The 16,735-nt window shown below is 69.6% G+C and carries 21 protein-coding genes; 10 read left to right on the top strand and 11 right to left on the bottom strand.

Going from position 1 to position 16,735, the window contains the following annotated elements; all coding sequences use genetic code 11:
* Positions 1 to 3 precede the first annotated feature (3 nt).
* From ACQP2Y_RS14765 to ACQP2Y_RS14755, 3 genes are read right to left on the bottom strand one after another with little or no spacing between them, the layout of a single operon-like run.
* Positions 4 to 468, bottom strand: a complete 465-nt coding sequence (locus tag ACQP2Y_RS14765) for a DUF3237 domain-containing protein (protein ID WP_433728370.1) — start codon at positions 466 to 468, stop codon at positions 4 to 6.
* Positions 465 to 932, bottom strand: coding sequence for a MarR family winged helix-turn-helix transcriptional regulator (locus ACQP2Y_RS14760; protein ID WP_433728368.1), 468 nt, complete (start codon positions 930 to 932; stop codon positions 465 to 467). Before ACQP2Y_RS14760 ends, ACQP2Y_RS14765 begins: the two co-directional genes overlap by 4 nt.
* A complete protein-coding gene (locus ACQP2Y_RS14755; protein WP_433728365.1) occupies positions 929 to 2,422 on the bottom strand; it encodes a flavin-dependent oxidoreductase in 1,494 nt (497 codons plus the stop codon). Before ACQP2Y_RS14755 ends, ACQP2Y_RS14760 begins: the two co-directional genes overlap by 4 nt.
* A gap of 25 nt (positions 2,423 to 2,447) precedes the next feature.
* Here ACQP2Y_RS14755 and ACQP2Y_RS14750 point away from each other — a divergent pair, with 25 nt between their 5' ends.
* Genes ACQP2Y_RS14750 through ACQP2Y_RS14735 form a run of 4 tightly spaced genes read left to right on the top strand, consistent with a single transcriptional unit; the run spans position 2,448 to position 5,756 of the window.
* Complete coding sequence (locus tag ACQP2Y_RS14750) at positions 2,448 to 3,383, top strand: ABC transporter substrate-binding protein (RefSeq protein WP_433728363.1); 936 nt, start codon at positions 2,448 to 2,450, stop codon at positions 3,381 to 3,383.
* Between the two features lie 6 nt (positions 3,384 to 3,389).
* On the top strand, positions 3,390 to 4,157 hold the full coding sequence (locus ACQP2Y_RS14745; RefSeq protein ID WP_433728361.1) for an ABC transporter permease: 768 nt from the start codon (positions 3,390 to 3,392) through the stop codon (positions 4,155 to 4,157).
* Positions 4,154 to 4,951, top strand: coding sequence for an ABC transporter permease (locus ACQP2Y_RS14740; RefSeq protein WP_433728359.1), 798 nt, complete (start codon positions 4,154 to 4,156; stop codon positions 4,949 to 4,951). The genes ACQP2Y_RS14745 and ACQP2Y_RS14740 overlap by 4 nt, the downstream gene beginning before the upstream one ends.
* On the top strand, positions 4,944 to 5,756 hold the full coding sequence (locus ACQP2Y_RS14735; RefSeq protein ID WP_433728356.1) for an ABC transporter ATP-binding protein: 813 nt from the start codon (positions 4,944 to 4,946) through the stop codon (positions 5,754 to 5,756). Before ACQP2Y_RS14740 ends, ACQP2Y_RS14735 begins: the two co-directional genes overlap by 8 nt.
* Before the next feature lie 179 nt (positions 5,757 to 5,935).
* Here ACQP2Y_RS14735 and ACQP2Y_RS14730 read toward each other — a convergent pair whose 3' ends face one another.
* The 4 genes from ACQP2Y_RS14730 to ACQP2Y_RS14715 form a co-directional block, all read right to left on the bottom strand.
* Positions 5,936 to 6,358, bottom strand: coding sequence for a hypothetical protein (locus ACQP2Y_RS14730; protein WP_433728354.1), 423 nt, complete (start codon positions 6,356 to 6,358; stop codon positions 5,936 to 5,938).
* Positions 6,359 to 6,480: 122 nt separating this feature from the next.
* Positions 6,481 to 7,038: an NADPH-dependent FMN reductase gene (locus tag ACQP2Y_RS14725; RefSeq protein ID WP_433728351.1), complete on the bottom strand. Its 558-nt coding sequence runs from the start codon at positions 7,036 to 7,038 to the stop codon at positions 6,481 to 6,483.
* Positions 7,035 to 7,409 carry an SgcJ/EcaC family oxidoreductase gene (locus ACQP2Y_RS14720; protein ID WP_433728349.1) on the bottom strand — a complete coding sequence of 125 codons (375 nt, stop codon included), beginning with the start codon at positions 7,407 to 7,409 and terminating at the stop codon, positions 7,035 to 7,037. The genes ACQP2Y_RS14725 and ACQP2Y_RS14720 overlap by 4 nt, the downstream gene beginning before the upstream one ends.
* 1 nt (position 7,410) lies before the next feature.
* A complete protein-coding gene (locus tag ACQP2Y_RS14715; protein ID WP_433728347.1) occupies positions 7,411 to 8,112 on the bottom strand; it encodes an SDR family NAD(P)-dependent oxidoreductase in 702 nt (233 codons plus the stop codon).
* A gap of 162 nt (positions 8,113 to 8,274) precedes the next feature.
* On the opposite strand from ACQP2Y_RS14715, the gene ACQP2Y_RS14710 reads away from it, so the two are divergent.
* Positions 8,275 to 9,192 (top strand): LysR family transcriptional regulator, encoded by a 918-nt coding sequence (locus tag ACQP2Y_RS14710; RefSeq protein WP_433728345.1) that lies wholly within the window; start codon positions 8,275 to 8,277, stop codon positions 9,190 to 9,192.
* On the opposite strand, the gene ACQP2Y_RS14705 is transcribed toward ACQP2Y_RS14710, so the two are convergent.
* Positions 9,185 to 9,847, bottom strand: a complete 663-nt coding sequence (locus tag ACQP2Y_RS14705) for a hypothetical protein (protein ID WP_433728342.1) — start codon at positions 9,845 to 9,847, stop codon at positions 9,185 to 9,187. The two genes, ACQP2Y_RS14710 and ACQP2Y_RS14705, sit on opposite strands and share 8 nt — an antisense overlap.
* 320 nt (positions 9,848 to 10,167) lie before the next feature.
* On the opposite strand from ACQP2Y_RS14705, the gene ACQP2Y_RS14700 reads away from it, so the two are divergent.
* The 3 genes from ACQP2Y_RS14700 to ACQP2Y_RS14690 are packed head-to-tail and all read left to right on the top strand — an operon-like array spanning position 10,168 to position 12,404.
* Positions 10,168 to 10,773 carry a polysaccharide deacetylase family protein gene (locus ACQP2Y_RS14700; protein ID WP_433728340.1) on the top strand — a complete coding sequence of 202 codons (606 nt, stop codon included), beginning with the start codon at positions 10,168 to 10,170 and terminating at the stop codon, positions 10,771 to 10,773.
* A gap of 3 nt (positions 10,774 to 10,776) precedes the next feature.
* Complete coding sequence (locus ACQP2Y_RS14695; RefSeq protein ID WP_433728338.1) at positions 10,777 to 11,847, top strand: LCP family protein; 1,071 nt, start codon at positions 10,777 to 10,779, stop codon at positions 11,845 to 11,847.
* Positions 11,848 to 11,876: 29 nt separating this feature from the next.
* On the top strand, positions 11,877 to 12,404 hold the full coding sequence (locus tag ACQP2Y_RS14690) for a GNAT family N-acetyltransferase (RefSeq protein WP_433728335.1): 528 nt from the start codon (positions 11,877 to 11,879) through the stop codon (positions 12,402 to 12,404).
* Positions 12,405 to 12,409: 5 nt separating this feature from the next.
* Here the strand turns inward: ACQP2Y_RS14690 and ACQP2Y_RS14685 are convergent, their stop codons facing one another.
* Positions 12,410 to 13,645 (bottom strand): alpha/beta fold hydrolase, encoded by a 1,236-nt coding sequence (locus tag ACQP2Y_RS14685; protein WP_433728332.1) that lies wholly within the window; start codon positions 13,643 to 13,645, stop codon positions 12,410 to 12,412.
* A 50-nt stretch (positions 13,646 to 13,695) separates the two neighbouring features.
* Here ACQP2Y_RS14685 and ACQP2Y_RS14680 point away from each other — a divergent pair, with 50 nt between their 5' ends.
* Together ACQP2Y_RS14680 and ACQP2Y_RS14675 are read left to right on the top strand one after the other, a co-directional pair.
* Complete coding sequence (locus tag ACQP2Y_RS14680; protein ID WP_433728330.1) at positions 13,696 to 14,025, top strand: ArsR/SmtB family transcription factor; 330 nt, start codon at positions 13,696 to 13,698, stop codon at positions 14,023 to 14,025.
* Positions 14,025 to 14,735 carry a cation transporter gene (locus tag ACQP2Y_RS14675; protein WP_433728328.1) on the top strand — a complete coding sequence of 237 codons (711 nt, stop codon included), beginning with the start codon at positions 14,025 to 14,027 and terminating at the stop codon, positions 14,733 to 14,735. The genes ACQP2Y_RS14680 and ACQP2Y_RS14675 overlap by 1 nt, the downstream gene beginning before the upstream one ends.
* A 1-nt stretch (position 14,736) precedes the next feature.
* Here ACQP2Y_RS14675 and ACQP2Y_RS14670 read toward each other — a convergent pair whose 3' ends face one another.
* A complete protein-coding gene (locus ACQP2Y_RS14670; RefSeq protein ID WP_433728325.1) occupies positions 14,737 to 15,717 on the bottom strand; it encodes an aldo/keto reductase in 981 nt (326 codons plus the stop codon).
* 79 nt (positions 15,718 to 15,796) lie between these two features.
* A complete protein-coding gene (locus ACQP2Y_RS14665) occupies positions 15,797 to 16,672 on the bottom strand; it encodes a helix-turn-helix domain-containing protein (protein ID WP_433728323.1) in 876 nt (291 codons plus the stop codon).
* Positions 16,673 to 16,735: the final 63 nt, after the last annotated feature.

Below are 16,735 nucleotides of genomic sequence, written 5' to 3'. Positions count from 1 at the left end.
CGGCTACGTGACGCGGTAGGCGGCGTAGCGCACCCGGTCGGCCTCGCGGATCGCGGACGCGACGAAGACGCTCTGCTCCAGGGCGGCCAGCGCCGGCACCGAGGTCTCCAGCCGTACGCACAGGCGGAAGTAGTAGTCGGACGGGTCAACCGCGTCGCCACGTACCAACGCTTCTAGGACCTCCGGCCGGCCGCTGCGGACGCCGAACGTACGGATGTAGACGTGGCCGCCGTCGGCGGTGCGCGCCGAATAGCGGGTGTCGATCTCGATCGCGCCGTCGGGGCGGACCAGCTGCCAGTCGGCGCCGCCGGGGAGGATGTCGGCCGCGAAGAGGCCGGTGACCCGGCCGCCGGTGATCGGTACGACGCGCCGGTGACCGGCGCGGGTCACCCCGTGGTCCTCCAGCGCGCCGAGCCGGGCCTCCACCTCGAACGCCGGCTCCAGACCAGGAACCGCCGGCGCACTCATGACACGTCCTTGGTTTGGGTGAGGGCGTCGCGCAGGCGTTCCAGTGCGGGCACCGCGGCGGCCAGGGCTGCCCTGTCCCCTTCCGGCAGGGTGGCCACCGCGCGGGCGACCAAGTCTCCGCTGGCGAGATCGAAGCGGTCGAACAGGTCGAGAGCCTTCGCGGTGGCGACGACGTCGACGTGACGGTTGCTGTCGGGACGGGGGCGGCGCTCGACGAGACCGTTGGCCTCCATGGCGGTGAGCAGATTGCTGACCGTCGAGCGGCTCAGGCGGAGTCGTTCGGCGAGCTCGCCGGGAGCGGCCACCGTACCCCGGGGCAGGGCCCGGATGATCTCGATCTGCGCATCCGGGATCTCCGGCAGGTGCTCGGCGGCCCGGGCGGCGGCGAGCAGCGTCCGGCGCAGCGGCGAGATCACCGACGCCAGCCGGGCCGCGTCCAGTTCGGTCGCTTCCGGGGAGGTCACGGCAGGATGCCCGAGAACTCTGTCGGCGTCAGGGAAGCGCGTTCGTTGAGCGCGGAGGGGAGAAATCCCGCCGCTTTCTTGTACCCGGTGGCGATCTCGGTGAGCTCGTCCGGCGGGATGACGTCGTGGATGTGCTCGAAGCCGGCCGGCGCGCGTTCGTGGGCGAGCACCATCACGTGTTCCGGGCCCTGCCGCCGGTTGCTCAGCACCAGCGCGGTGGTCGCCGGACGCCGGTCGGCCTCGTAAGCGTCGAGCGCCTGCCGGACCGTCGGCGCGGTGGCGAGGTGGAAGGCGAGCGTCCGGGCGTCCAGGATCGCCTGCGACGCCCCGTTGGAGCCGTTCGGATACATCGGGTGTGCCGCGTCCCCGAGCAGCGTCGTGTTCTCGTGGGTCCACCTGTCGATCGGATCCCGGTCCACCATGGGGTATTCGAGGATCTCGTCGGTGGCGCCCAGCAGCGCCGGCACATCGAGCCACGGGAAACGCCACTCCTGGAAGAGCGAGATGATGGGTGCGGGATCGACCGGCTGATTCCAGTCCGCGTCCGTCCCGGCAGAACCGGGACCGCGTCGCTCCGCGACGACATTGATCAGATCAGGACCGATCGGGTACGCGACGAACTTCTGTTCCCCGTCCCCCGCCATGATCATGGTTCGCCCGTCCAGGAATCCGGGCGCCCGCGCCGTCCCTCGCCACAGGGTGAGCCCGTTCCAGACCGGCGGTCCTTCGCCGGGCTGCTGTTGCCGGCGCAGCGCCGAGTGGATGCCGTCCGCCCCGACGATCAGATCGCCCTCGACGCTGACCTCTCCGGCTGCCGTCTCGAAACGCGCGACGCCGTTGCCGACGCCGACGAGTCGGTACCCGGTGCGCACCGCGTCGGCACCCAGCCGTTCCCGCACCACCGCGAGAAGTTCCATCTGGAACCGGCCGCGGTGCACGGACAGCTGCGGCCAGCGGTATCCGGCGGCCAGTCCGCGCGGCTCGCTCCAGATCGGCTGACCGTGCCGGTTGTAGTAGGCCAGCGTGCCGGGCGCGACGCCCAGCCTTTCCACGCGTTCGCCCAGGCCCAGCTCAGTGAGCTCACGGACGGCGTGCGGAAGCAGATTGATCCCGACGCCGAGCGGGCCCAGCGCGGCCGCGCGCTCATAGACGGCGATGTCACGAAATCCGGCCCGGTGCAGGCTGAGCGCGGCGGTGAGGCCACCGATACCGGCGCCCGCGATCACGATCGCCACGTCGTCGCTCCTTTCGCCACACCCACCAATGGCACAGTTTTGTGACAAAAGTGTCGCCGCGTCAAGGGTTTCCGGCAACAAAGTCGGCGCTACCGGAATCGCAATGCCCGAGACCGAATTACATTCTTGACAATCTATGTCTTCTGCCTGACGCTGATCAGCGCGATCCCCCGGCGCCATCGCCGCGCCGGCCACGTCGACTTCTCCGGGTGTGCCAACGTCGCCCACGGAAGGGCTCGTCATGAAGAAGATCACCGCCCTTGCTGTCCTCGCCGGCACCGTGATCGCCCTGACCGGGTGCACGGATTCCGATGCCACCACTCCGTCTTCCGATGCCAGCGCCGGACTGCGCAAGGTCCGTGTGGCGGCCCTGCCCATCAGTGAGACCGCCGCGCTGTGGGCGGGCATCAAGGCGGGCACCTTCCGCAAGCAAGGACTCGAGGTGGAGGTCCTGCCCGCCCAGGGTGGCGCGCAGGCCATTCCGGCGCTGATCAACGGTGACATCGATTTCGCCATCGGTCAGCCGTTCGGTCCGTTCCGGGCCGATCTGCAGAACCTCGGTGTCGTGATCGTCGGCAACTATGCGTCGTCCTACGCCGACGGTGACGACATCAATGCGGTGGTGGCCTCGGCGAAATCCGGCATCACCCGGCCGGCCCAGCTCGCGGGGCGCAAGGTGTCCGTCAACAGCCTCGGTGCGGCCGGCGATGTCACGATCATGGCAGCAGTCGAGAAGGACGGCGGCGACCCCGCCAAGGTCAAGTTTGTCGAGGTTGCTTTCCCGGACGCCCCGGCCCAGCTCGAGGCCGGCAACATCGACGCCGCCTGGGTGACCGAACCGTTCATCACCCAGCTCCGCGAGCGCGGCGACAAAGTGGTGGTCGCGCCGTATCAAGCCACGATCCCCGGCCTCGCGACCCTCACAACGATCACGTCGAGCAAACTGCGAGATTCCGACGCGGCGCTGGTCGCGAAGTTCTCCACGGCCATGAAGGAAACGCTCACCTGGGCCAAGGACCCGGCCAACGAGGCGAGCCTTCGTCAGGCCATCAAGGACAACCTCAAGCTGCCGGACGCGGTCGCGGATTCCGTACGGCTGCCGGCCTTCGGGTGGGAGCTCGACCGGGCCGGTCTGGAGCAACTGGCAACGCTGGCCCAGAAGTACGGCGTCCTCGAACGGCAGCCCGACTTCGACCGCCTCATCCAGCAGCAGTAGCCGGCAGTGCGCAAGGTTCTGCTGGGCGCCACCGGCCTGCTCGGGTTCGCCGTCGTCTGGCAACTGATCCCGATGCTGGGGCTGGTCGACCCGCAGTACCTGCCGTACCCGACGGACGTGTTCGCCTGGCTCTTCCAGGAGACCCGTGACCTGGCGTTCTGGCGGCGACTCAGACTCACCATGACCTCGTGGGTGGTCGGCCTGGCGATAGCGACGCTCGCCGCGGTCGTCCTGGGTACGGCGGTCGGGATGGTGCCGTTCCTGCGTCGCGCGACGCACACGATGGTCGAGTTCCTGCGACCCGTACCGTCGGTCGCGCTGATCCCCCTGGCCGTCCTGATGTTCGGCCTGCAGATGCGCGCCGCGCTCGTCATCATCGTCTACGCCGCGTTCTGGCAGGTTTTCGTGCAGGTCATCTACGGTGTCGCCGACATCGACACCGTGGCGCGGGACACAGCGCGCAGTTTCGGCCTCACCCGTCGCGAGCGTCTGAGATATCTCGTCCTGCCGACCGCTCTGCCGTACCTGATGACAGGTCTGCGGCTCGCCGCGGCGGTCGCCCTCATCCTGGCCGTCACCGCGGAGATGGTGATCGGCAATCCCGGCCTCGGGCGCGCGATCGAGCTCTCCCGCTCCGCGGGAGACGCTGTCGGCCTGTACGGCCTGGTCGTGGTCACCGGGATTCTCGGTCTCCTGGTGAACGTCGTGTTCCGCTTCATCGAACGCCGATCGTTGGCCTGGCACCAGTCGGTGCGCTCGGAGGAGACCCGATGACCACGCGTCCACGCGGCCCCGGGGCCAGGATCGCCGCGAACTTGCTGTTCGCCCTCGGGCTCCCGTTCCTGACCGTGGTGCTCTGGGGCGTCTGGTCGACCACCTCGACTAACCGGTTCTTCGTCGGTCCGCTCACGATCCTTGACGCGTTCCGGCAGGTCTGGATCGGGCCGGCGTTCGCCGACGACGTCCTGCCGAGCCTGTACCGCCTCGCCCTCGGCATCGTCGCGTCGATCGTTCTCGGCGTCGCCGCCGGCGTCACGATCGGCCGGTTCCGCCGGCTGCGCGAAACCCTCGAACCCCTGCTGGAGTTCTTCCGGGCGATTCCGCCGCCGGTGCTGATCCCGGTGGCGCTACTCCTGCTCGGCATCACTGACACGATGAAGGTGGTCGTCATCGTGTCCGGTGCGATCTGGCCGATCCTGTTGAACACGATCGAGGGCGTCCGATCAACCGACAGCGTGATGGTGGAAACGGCGGACTCGTTCCGGATCTCCCGGTGGGAACGGCTGTGGTTGCTGGTGCTCCCGGCGGCGAGTCCGCGCATCATGACCGGCGTACGGCAAGCGCTCTCGGTGGCCCTGATCCTCATGGTCATCTCGGAGATGTTCGCGTCGTCCTCCGGTCTCGGTTACCGGATCGCCTACTTCCAGCGGAACTACCTCATCGCCGAGATGTGGAGCGGCATCCTCCTGCTCGGCCTCATCGGCGTCGCCCTCGCCGTGCTCTTCGGTCTCGCCGAGCGCCACCTGCTGCGCTGGTACCACGGAATGAAGGAGATCACCCGTGCCTGACCGGAGCCCCCTGCTGAGGGTCGAGCACCTGCGGAAGGTCTATGCCACCACCACGGGCGACGTCGAGGCGATCGGGGACCTCAGTTTCACGATGAGTCACGGCGAGTTGGTGTGCATCGTCGGGCCCTCCGGATGCGGAAAGACCACGCTCCTGAAATGCCTGGCCGGACTGCTCCGGCCGACGAGCGGCCGCATGGAGATGGACGGATCGCCGGTGACGGGCCCGAGCCCGGCCATGGCCGTGGTCTTTCAGGAGTACGGCCGCAGCCTCTACCCGTGGCTGACGGTCCGGGGCAACGTCGAACTTCCACTGCGCCACAAGAAGCTCTCCCGCGCCGTACGCGACCGGATAGTCACCGACGCCATCGAGGCGGTCGGGCTGCCAGAGGCGACGCGTAGCCATCCGTGGCAGCTCTCCGGCGGAATGCAGCAACGCGTGGCGATCGCCCGCGCCATCGCGTACCAGCCCGAGGTGCTGATCATGGACGAGCCGTTCGCGGCGGTGGACGCTCAGACCCGGGCAGACCTCGAGGATCTCGTACGCGAGCTGCATTCGACCCGCGGGATCTCGACGGTCTTCGTGACGCACGACATCGACGAGTCGGTGTATCTGGGCCAGCGCGTCCTCGTGCTGTCGAACTCACCGACCCGGGTGCAGGAGGACCTCGTGATCGACCTCCCGGCGGAGCGGGATCAGCTCACCACGCGGGCCCTGCCGCGGTTCACGCAACTGCGGACCCATGTCTACGAGCAGATCCAGCGGGCGAAGCGCGGGCCGGCCGTGGCCCCGCGATCGGCGCCGTGACCGCCCGACGGACCTGGCAGCCGCCCCGATCTCCGCGCCTGCTCGGTGCGGGTCTGGCCGTCGCAACGGCATTGGTCACCCAGGCCCCGCCGGTCAACACCGGCCCGGTCGCCGCTGCCGGAACCCAACCCCGCCCGCCAACCGGCCCCAGCCCCCGACACGCCACACCCCGATAAGCGTCAGGACCAGGAGCCGGGGAAAAGCGGCGGGGCGGTCCTGTTCGTAGCCATCATGAACAGGAGGAACGGCAGCCCGTACAAGGTGGCGGCTCCCAGCACCAGCGCAGTGAGGAACGCGGCCTTGCGTGGCAACGGCCGCTCCTGAGCCGCCAGGAACCGCCGCCAGTGCCGCCGGTTGAAGAAGACCGAGATCGTCAGCAGACTCCCGGCCAGTACCAGGATCTCGACCACGGCGAACGTCGCCCCGTCCGACCCGTACGGCGCGACGACGTCGTCGCCGTGGACCGCCCGCAGATAGTAGGCGAGGGTGTCGGCCGTCCCGAGCGGCAGGATCATGAAGTAGCCGATCACGAGATTTCCAGCCACCCACGCCGGCGCCACCAGCGCACGGCGTGGCCGGCGGTCATCCGTCTCACTGGCCAAGGCGTCCTCCCCCGTACGTCGCGGTGCTCACTCTTCCCGGATCGCCTCGTGGTAGGCCCCCGACACAGTAGACACCGGCCGCAGCCCGCGGGTCGGCGCCGTGAACGCCGACCCGCGCCGCCCTACTTGCGCAGCGGCTCGAGGGCGGTGCTCCAGGCCACCACCTGGTCCAGCAAGGTGGTGAGCTGAGGCTCCTGATTGGGCCGGGGCTTGAAGACGGTGTAGTTCTCGAACTCGGTGGACAGCGAGAGGGCGACCTGCTGCCGTACGTCGGCGATCTGCAGCTCGCCGGCGATCAGCCGCAGGTGTTCCGCGGCCCGGGCGCCGCCGACCGAGCCGTAGGAGACGAAGCCGGCGGCCTTGTTGTTCCACTCGGCGTACAGGTAGTCGATGGCGTTCTTCAGTACGCCCGAGGTGCTGTGGTTGTACTCCGGGGTGACGAAGACGAAGCCGTCGAACGAGGCGATCTTCGCCGCCCACTGCTTGGTGTGGTCGTTGCGGTACTGGCCCATCGACGGCGGGACCGGCTCGTCGAGGTGCGGCAGCGGGTAGTCACGCAGGTCGACCAGTTCGAACTCGGCGTCGGTGCGCTGCTTGGCGACGTCGAGCACCCAGCGGGCGACCTGCTCGCCGTTGCGGTTGGGTCGGGTGCTGCCGAGGATGATGCCGATGCGGGTCATGACGGGGTGCTCTCCTTCGCGGGGGTCCGTGGTGAGACGTGGTAGTGGGCGATCCGCCAGGCGCCGTCGGCCCGGCGCGCCACGACGGTGAGATTGACCGCGATCGGCGGCCGGTCGACGAACGTGAACTCGGCCTCGACCCAGCCCAGCACGACGTCCTCGGCCAGCTCGCGGGTCTGCCGGATCCGGTAGGCCACGGTCATCCCGGCCGGCTGCCCGGCGTAGTACTCCTGCACCCCGGCCCGCCCGATGCTGTACGGATGCAGCCCCTGGAAGACGGCGTCCTCGGTGAAGAGGGCGGCCACCTGCTCGGGGTGGTGGCCGTCGATCGCCTGCTGCCAGGCGTCGAGCAGGTTCGGCAGGACCGTCATGTCAGTGCCCCGCACTCTGGCCGCCGTCGACGTGCAGGATCTCGCCGGTGACGAACGGGGCGTTCTCGAGGAAGACGATGGCGTCGGTGACGTCGCTGATCGCGCCGAGCCGGCCGACCGGGTGCAGACCGGCCAGGAACTCGTGGGTCTCGGCCGGGTGCATGGGGGTCGCGATGACGCCGGGCGAGACCGCGTTGAAGCGGATGCCGCGGGTCGCGTACTCGATGGCCAGTGCCTTGGTCGCCGAGTTGAGGCCACCCTTGGTGAGCGAGGCGAGCGCGGCCGGCAGGCTGCTGTTGGCGTGGTCGGTCAGGCTGGTGGTGACCGTGACGACGTGCCCGCCGCCCTGGTCCAGCATCGCCGCGACGGCGCGCTGGGTGATGGCGACGAAGCCGCGCAGGTTGATCCCGACGATCTGGTCGAAGTCCTCGGCCGTGTAGTCGGCGAACGGCTTGGCGATGAAGATGCCGGCGTTGTTGACCAGCGTGTCGATGCGGCCGAACTCGGCCAGGCCGGCCTCGACGACCCGGGCGCCGACCGCCGGATCGGCGATGTCACCCGGCACGGCGAGCACCCCCGGATCACCGGACGGCGTGATCCCGCGTGAGTTGGCGACCACGTGGTAGCCGAGCTTGCGGTAGGCGGAGACGGTGGCGGCGCCGATGCCCTGGGAGGCTCCGGTGACGACAGCAACCTTGGTCATGATGCTCCTTCAGACTGATGTGAACGTGATCCGGCTGAGGTGAACCTGATCCGGCTGAGGTGAACCGGATCTGGCTGAAGCATCGGTCGCGATCCGCCGGTTGCCACGACTGACTTCCTCCTGTCTGGGAGGCTGCGCCTATCAGGCGTTTATGCTGCCCGGATGGAGCTTCGTCAGCTTCGCTACTTCGTCGCGGTCGCCGAGGAGCTCAGCTTCGCCCGGGCCGCGGACCGGTTGCGGATCGCCGGACCGTCGCTGTCGCAGCAGATCAAGGCGCTGGAGCGGGATTTGGGCACGCGGCTGTTCGACCGGGACCGGCGGTCGGTCGCGCTGACCGCGGCGGGCACGGTGCTGCTTCCGCGGACCCGGGCGCTGCTCGAGCAGGCCGACGACCTCAGGCGTACGGCGTCAGGACTGGCCTCGTCCGAGCCGGTGCGGCTCGGCTACGTCAACTGGCGCCCGCCCGACCTGGAACAACGCGCCGCCGGCACCGCCCAGCTCCTGGTCGACGCCTGGGTCCTGCCGTCGCACGCGCAGGCGGCCCGGGTCGTCGACGGCAGCATCGACCTCGCGATCTGCTGGGTGCCCACCACGACGGTGCACGACAACGACCTCGACGCCCACCTGCTCGGCGCCGACCGCCTGTACGCGGTGAGCACCGGCACCTCGGCCGAACCGGTCCGCGCCCGTGACACCGTGGTGCTCATCGACGCCGACGAGGTCAGCTGGTCGTCGTGGAACCGCTGGGCCGAGGCGCTGGCCGAGGAGACCGGCGCCCGGACGGTGGCCATCTCGGACGGCGGCATCACCGGTCCGGCGTTCTTCGACCACGTACGCCGCCTGCGCCGGCCGGTGGTGAACTGCCCCAAGGGCCAGACCACTCCGGTGCCGGCCGATCTGGTGGCCCGCCCGATCACGCGGCCGGCGCCGTACTGGACGTGGTCGCTGGTCTCCCGCCGCACCGAGCAGCGGCCCACGGTGCGAGCGCTCGTCGCGGCGCTGACCCGCTCGGTGGACGGGTGCGGCCTCGACAGCCCCGACGCCTGGGTGCCACCGGACGACCCGTACCGCATCAGCTGAACGTTCGCAGGAAGATCTGATAGTCATCCTGCGCTGCTTTCTCGATGCCGTACTGCACCATCGAATGCAGCGTCACGGCGGCCAGCTCCTTCCCGTACGCGCGTCCGGAGAATGCCGCGAGCGAGCGCCCGATCTCGTCGCCCGCGCAGTCGAGCAGGTCCTCGTCCCGCATGGATTTCCACAGCGCCGCATAGGCCCGGCGGTCGTCCCAGCACGCCAGGCCGACGGCTGCTTCCGCGCGTACGGCGATGTCGGCGTTCTTGTCGAGCAGCACCGAGGACAGGCGTTCGGCACGCCAATCCCAGTGCAGCGGTGCCGGGTCGGCCAAGGCGTCGAGCAACTGCGCCGGCGGCCGGTAACAATGCCATTCGACGTAATGCAGGAACAGCGTCGGCGCGGCGAAGATGCGACCGTCCGGCAGGTAGTATCGGTATTCGCCGTTGCCTTCGGCGTTTTCGCAGAACTCACACGCGTGCCAGCCCATAGTCACCCTGCCGACGCGCGGTGAAGCAGCCCGGAGCATCCTGAACTCGGCGGCAGTCAGTGGGTTCGCGGTGCCGCCCTGCACGCCGTGTTCAGTGCCGAGCCAACCGATCGCGGTCGCGGGCAGTGCGGAACTCAGATACTCGTACGGCGTCAGGTCGAGGTATTCCACCACGCCATGATCGGGGCACCGGGCAACCGGTTCGAACCGGACATTCGTGCCCTCATCAGTTCCTGACATCTCGTCAGCACACTCGATACGCCGCGAACGAACCGCCGCTCCCACTGCGACGGCCACGCGGGCCGGAGGTGATGTCGATGACGCAACAACGGATAACCGGAGGCAGGCGGGCGTTTCTCGCCCTCGGCGGTCTGTCCCTGCTCAGCGCCTGCGCCGAGCCGCAGCCGGAACCGCGCGCGCTCCCTCCGGTCGCGGTTCGGCCCTCGCCGAAACCACCATCACCCTCCGCGACGGGACTGCCTCGCACCCCGGTGCAGAAGAAACCCCGGTACGTCGTACCGGTCAGGTCCGCAGACAAGGGCTCGCGGGTCGTGGCGCTCACCTTCGATGACGGCCCGGATCCGGCGTACACGCCGCAGGTGCTCCGGCTCCTGCGCAAGCACCACGTCAAGGCCACCTTCTTCGTGATCGGGCAGCAGGCCTCGGCTCACCCCGGCCTGGTGCGGTCCATTGTCGACGACGGACACACGGTCGGTACGCACAGCTGGTCGCACGCGGACCTCAGCCGGTTGCCTGCCGGACGCGTACGAACCGAGGTGGGCCGGGCCGTGGACACCGTCGCCACGACAGTCGGCCGGATACCTGCGCTGTTCCGAGCCCCGTACGGAAGTTGGTCGCGCACGGTCTTCGAGGTGTGCGCGACGCTCGGGCAGACCTCGATCGCGTGGGACGTCGACCCGCGGGACTGGGACAACCCCGGTGCCGCCCGGATCCGGGCGAAGATCCTGGACCAGGTCGGCAACCGCTCGATCGTGCTCACCCACGACGGCGGCGGCGACCGGTCGCAGACCGTACGGGCGCTGCGTAGCGTTCTGCCCGTACTCATCAACACCGGCTACCGATTCGTGGGGGTGTGAGCGATGGCCAGACGCCGCTGGGGTTTGGTGCTCGCCGTAGTTCTCGCCGTGCTCGTCACCGGGTCGGTGGCCGGCGTCATCGGGCTGCGAAAGCTCTCCGGCCGCTACGAGGACGCGGTCGATCGAGCCGACCTGCTGCCTCCCGCACCGGCCCGGTCCGCGGGCGCTCCGACCGAGCCGCCCAAGGTGCGGGGACCGATGAACCTGCTGCTCATCGGATCGGACAGCCGCACGAAAGGCGAACCGGGTGACGGGCGCAGCGACGTCGTCATCCTCGTCCACATCCCCGCGTCGACCGGCCGGGCCTACGTCATTTCCATCCCGCGTGACACGTACCTGCCGATCGCCACGGCCGACGGCGAGCGCGGGTCCCGGAACAAGGTCAACGCGGCCTTCGCCTGGGGTGGCGCGCCCCGGCTCGTCCAGACGCTCAACAGATTCGGCGGTATCACCATCGACTGGCCGGTCATCGTGGACTTCGCCGGCATACGCAAGATCACTGACCTGGTCGGTGGCGTCGACGTCACCATCGACAAGAAGAGCGTCGACGCCTACCGCTTCCTGCCCGCGAACAGCCCGTACCCGTCGGCACCGTGCACCGACCCGCAGGGCCGGTCCCGGCGCTGCGTCGCCTTCCCCGCGGGCAAGGTGCACCTCGACGGCAAACTCGCCGAGTACTACGTGCGTCAGCGCCGCGGCCTGCCCAGCGACGACCTCGACCGGTCCCGGCGACACCAGCAGTACCTGCGGGCGCTGGCCGAGAAGGCGGCCGACCAGAACCTGCTCACCGACCCGCGGAAACTGGACCGGCTGGTGCGTACCGCGGCCGGCATGCTGACCGTGGACCGGCGGATGCCGGTGCAACGCCTCGCGTTCACGCTTCGCCACCTGCGCGCCAAGGATCTGACGTTCATGACGTTGCCGATCGCCGAGAACCGGGACGTACCCGGAATCGGCTCGGTGATGGTGCCCGACTCGGCGCGCTGCCGAGAACTGTTCGCCGCGCTGCGCGGCGGGCGGCTTGACGATTACCTGCGTGAGCACCCACCCAACGACGTACGGCACGGTCGCTGAGCAGCCACGAGCTATGCGACGGAGGCAATGTGAGCGAGCTTTCTGTCCGGCTGCGCCCGGTGGCCGAGGACGATCTGGTCATGTTCCGTCGATTCGCGACGGAGCCCGGTCTCATCGGACTGGACTGGACGGGATTCCGGGACGCGCAGGCGCCGGCGCGGCGGTTCGCCGCCGACGGCTACCTCGGGACGCAAGACAGCCGCCTGCTGGTCGAAGTCGAGCCGGACGAGGTCGCGGCCGGGTTCGTGAGCTGGGCGCTGCGCGATTTCGGTGGACCGACGAAACACTGGGAGATCGGAATCGCGCTGCTGCCGGAGTGGCGTGGACGCGGCATCGGCTGGCGGGCCCAGGCGATGCTGTGCGACTACCTCTTTCGGCACACGCCCTTCCAGCGAATCCAGGCCGGCACCCATCCGGAGAACATCGCTGAACAGAAGTCGCTGGTGAAAGCCGGATTCCACCTGGAAGGCGTGGTGCGAGCCTGCGAGTTCCGCGACGGCCGATGGTGTGACGGCTACCTCTACAGCCGCCTGAGAGACGATCCCGGGCCCGCGTAGCGCGGTCATCGACCTCCAGGAAGATCCCGGGCCAGCGCGATCAGTCTGTCGAGCACGCGACCGCCGTCAGTGCGCAGCCCGTTGTGCAGGTACTCGTCGGTGAGCCACCGGTGCATGCCGGGCAGGAGGTCGGCCGTCTCTTCGGAGAACTGCCGGAGGACGTACGGGTCGTCCGCGTAGATCACGGCAGCGCACGGCACGTCGACCTGAGCCAACCGCTCGGCGTCGAAGAGACGTGGCCACTCGTGCTCCGCGATGGCCGCGGCGACATCGCGGTACGGCCGCAGGCCCGGCGTGTCCTCGAAATGCCACGAGTAAAGGTGTTCGCCGGTGAGCAGCAGGGACTCGCCGGCGAAGTCGTCGGGTTGAACCCGTTCGGCCGACCACCGCGTAGCCCCGCCGTCGGCATAGCTCGACTCGTGCAGGACCGCGTACAGGGGATTGCGGGCGTCGAACGGCAGCATCGCGGCGACGTCATGCCGGAACGCGGAAGAAGCGAAGTCCAGCTCGAGCACTTGATGGACCTTGTCCGCGCCGCCGTCCATGCCCAGGTGGTGGCCGATCGTGCGCATCAGGCGGCGGGAGATCGGGGCACCGTCGGGAGCCCGTACGTCACCCGCGTCGCAGCGGTCGAGCAGCTCCCGAAGCCGGACGGCGTCCTGCGGGAACCTGCGGTGGTAGCGACGGTTCAGCATGCGCATCGTGTCGAAGGTGGCCGAGTAGACCTCGTCGACCGGACGCCCGACCGGCGGCAGGCCGCCGGTGAAGAACACCTCGCGAAGACTGTCCGGTGCCTCGCAGAGATAGTGCAGCGAGCAATATCCCCCGAAGGACTGGCCGAGCAGACTCCACTGCCGGGCGCCCAGATGCTCCCGCAGGCATTCAGCGTCCCGCACGATCGCATCCGCCCGGAAATGGGTCAGCCATTCGGCGTCTGCGGCCGCGTCCGGGCCAGGAGCACCATAGGGCGTGGAACGTCCGGTGCCCCGCTGGTCGAGCATGATGACCCGGAAACTGCGCAGTGCCCGCTCGAGCCAGGACGGCGACATCGGCCGGGACGACGGTCGCGGCGCCTCGTGGCCCGGTCCGCCCTGGAGGTAGACGAGATACGGCAGATCGCGTCCGTCCGCGGCCATAATCTCCCGCGCGTACACCTCGATGGTTCGCCCGTCCGGACGGTCGTGGTCGAGCGGAACGGCGATGACATGATCGGTCAGCAGCACTCCAAGATCGTACGACATCGCTTGATACATCTTCCGCTGAATACAGCGCTGGCTGTATGGTCGGCGGCATGGAGACGGTGACGCACGGCGAAGTCCTCGCCCGCTTCGGCCACGCCCTGTCGGATCCGACCCGGGCCCGGCTACTGCTCGCGCTGCGCGACGGCCCCGGCTATCCGGCCGAACTGGCCGACCTGCTCGGGGCCACCCGGCAGAACCTGTCCAACCATCTCGCCTGCCTGCGCGGCTGCGGCCTGGTCGTCGCCGCTCCCGAGGGCCGGCGCACCCGCTACGAGCTCGCTGACACCCGCATCCGGCACGCCCTGGACGACCTGCTCGGCCTGATCCTGGCCGTCGACCCGGCCGCCTGCCCCGACGCCGCCGACCAGGACTGCTGCTGATGAGCCTGCCCCTCCTGCCGATCACCCCAGCCGGTCCGGACTCGCGGCGCCGCGGCGTGCTGGCCCGCCGGATCCGGTGGCTGGTCGCCGCCACGATCACCTACAACGTGATCGAGGCCGTCATCGCGATCAGCGCCGGCAAAGCCGCGGACTCCACCGCCCTGATCGGCTTCGGCCTCGACTCGGTCATCGAGGTCTCCTCCGCCGCCGCGGTCGCCTGGCAGTTCGCCGGCCACGACCCCGAAGCCCGGGAGAAGACCGCGCTGCGGATCATCGCGTTCTCGTTCTTCGCCCTCGCCGCCTACGTCACGGTCGAATCAGCACGATCCCTGCTGGGCGGCGCCGAGGCCGAGCACTCCACCGTCGGCATCGCCCTGGCCGCGGTCTCCCTCGCGGTCATGCCCGGCCTGTCCTACGCCCAGCGCCGCGCCGGACGAGAGCTCGGCTCCCGCACCGCGGTCGCCGACTCCAAGCAGACCCTGCTGTGCACCTACCTGTCCGCGGTCCTGCTCGTTGGACTGCTGCTCAACAGCCTGTTCGGCTGGAGCTGGGCCGACCCCGTCGCCGCGCTGATCATCGCCGCCGTCGCCGTCAAGGAAGGCCGCGAAGCCTGGCGCGGCGACGCCTGCTGCGCACCCGTCCCACAGGCCGCCACCGCGGCAGGCAAGACCGCGGACTGCGACGACGGCTGCTGCACCGGCGAGCGGTGACTCACTGGTCGATCGAGGTCATGTTCGCCTCGTCGTGGCGCGCTCCGGCCGCCGGCCGCAGCGCGTCGAGGCGGGCGAGCTGCCCGGAGGTGAGTTCGACGGCGTCCGCGGCGGTGTTCTCCTCGACCCGGGGCACCCGGCGGGTGCCGGGGATGGGGGCGATGTCGTCGCCACGGGTGAGGATCCAGGCGAGCGCGGTCTGCGCCGGGGTGGCCCCGATCTCGGCGCCGATCGCCTTGACCTCGTCGACGATGGCGAGGTTGCGTCGGAAGTTCTCGCCGGTGAACCTCGGGTTGGTCTTGCGCCAGTCGTCGTCGGCGAAGTCGTCGACAGTACGGATCTGCCCGGTCAGCAGGCCGTGCCCGAGCGGGGAGTACGGCACGAAGCCGATGCCGAGCTCGCGCAGCAGCGGCAGGATCTCGGCCTCCACGTCCCGGGTCCAGAGCGAGTACTCCGTCTGCAAAGCCGTCACCGGCTGCACGGCGTGGGCGCGGCGGATGGTGTCCGGCGACGCCTCGGACAGCCCGAAGTGCAGCACCTTGCCCTGCTTGATCAGATCCGCCACAGCGCCCGCGGTCTCCTCGATCGGGGTGCTGCGGTCGACGCGATGCTGGTAGTACAGGTCGATGTGGTCGGTGCCCAGTCGCTTCAGGGAACCGTCGACGGCCGCCCGCACGTTCGCGGCGCTGCTGTCGGTCACGCCGGGGCCGCCGCCGGCGTGCGAGACCAGACCGAACTTCGTGGCGATCTTCACCTGGTCGCGACGGCCCCGGACGGCTTCGCCGACGATCTCCTCGCTGAGGAACGGGCCGTAGATCTCCGCGGTGTCGAGGTGGGTGACGCCGAGGTCGAGGGCGCGGTGGATCGTACGGATCGACTCGGCGTTGTCGAGGCGGCCTTCGCTGGTATAGGTGCCGGCCATGGTCATCGCGCCGAGGCCGATGCGGGACACGTTCAGGCTTCCGAGGTGGGCGATCTTCATGTGCTTCAGGAAACCGCCGATCGGAGGCGGGGAGAAGTTGCTGCTGGCAGGTGTACTGGCAGCCCACCTCTCGTGCCGGCTAGCGGGGCTCGGAACTCGCCGGTGCCCGGACGCGCGCGGCGGCCCAGCTGGCCAGCAGCCGCAGGGCGTCGTCGGCAGCGGATCCGGCCGGGGCGCTGAGCAGGGTCATGGACAGACCCGGGTCGGCGGTCAGGTCCATGGTCTCGAAGTTCAGGTCGAGCTCGCCGACGACCGGGTGGCGGAACTGCTTGATCCCGGTGCTGTGCAGCCGTACGTCGTGGGCGGCCCAGCGGGCCCGGAACTCCTCGCTGCGCGTGCACAACTCCCCCACGAGATCGGTCAACGCCTTGTCGTACGGGTCCCGGCCGGCCTCGGCCCGCAGCATCGCCACGGTCGTGGTGGCGATGCGCTCCCAGTCCCGCCAGAAGTCCCGCGCCCGCAGGTTCAGAAACGCGAAACGCGCATGGTTCACCGGGCCGGCGGCATCGTCGAACATCGGCGCATACAAGGCCCGGGCCAGCGGATTCGCGGCGATGACGTCGCCGCGGCCGTTGTTGACGAACGCCGGCACGTCGCTCATCAGCTCCAGGACACGCGCCACACTGGGACGAACCTGCGGCGCCGACGGCTTCCGGCGCGCTCGCGGGCCGGGTCCGGCCGCGCGGGCCAGGGCGGCCAGGTGCAGCTGCTCGGCCTCGTCAAGGTGCAGCGCACGGGCCAGGGCCTCCAGGACACTGTCCGAGGCACCGGCGAGGTTGCCCCGCTCGAGCTGGGCGTAGTACTCGACGCTGACCCCGGCCAGGTCCGCGACCTCACTCCGGCGCAGCCCGGGAACCCGGCGGTTGCGGTTGTAACTGGTCAGCCCGGCCTGCTCCGGGGTGATCTTGGCCCGGCGGGAGCTGAGGAAAGCCTTGACCTCGTCACGGTTGTCCATACTGCCCAGGCTAGGCCGGATCGCGCCGGCAAGCGGTGGGCTGTCAGTACACCCCTTCGGCGC

Origin of the sequence: Actinoplanes sp. CA-051413 (assembly GCF_050955795.1) — a bacterium.
In the GTDB taxonomy this organism is placed as follows: domain Bacteria; phylum Actinomycetota; class Actinomycetes; order Mycobacteriales; family Micromonosporaceae; genus Actinoplanes.
Note: the sequence above shows the minus strand (reverse complement) of the source record. Positions and strands in the feature narration are given on the sequence as shown.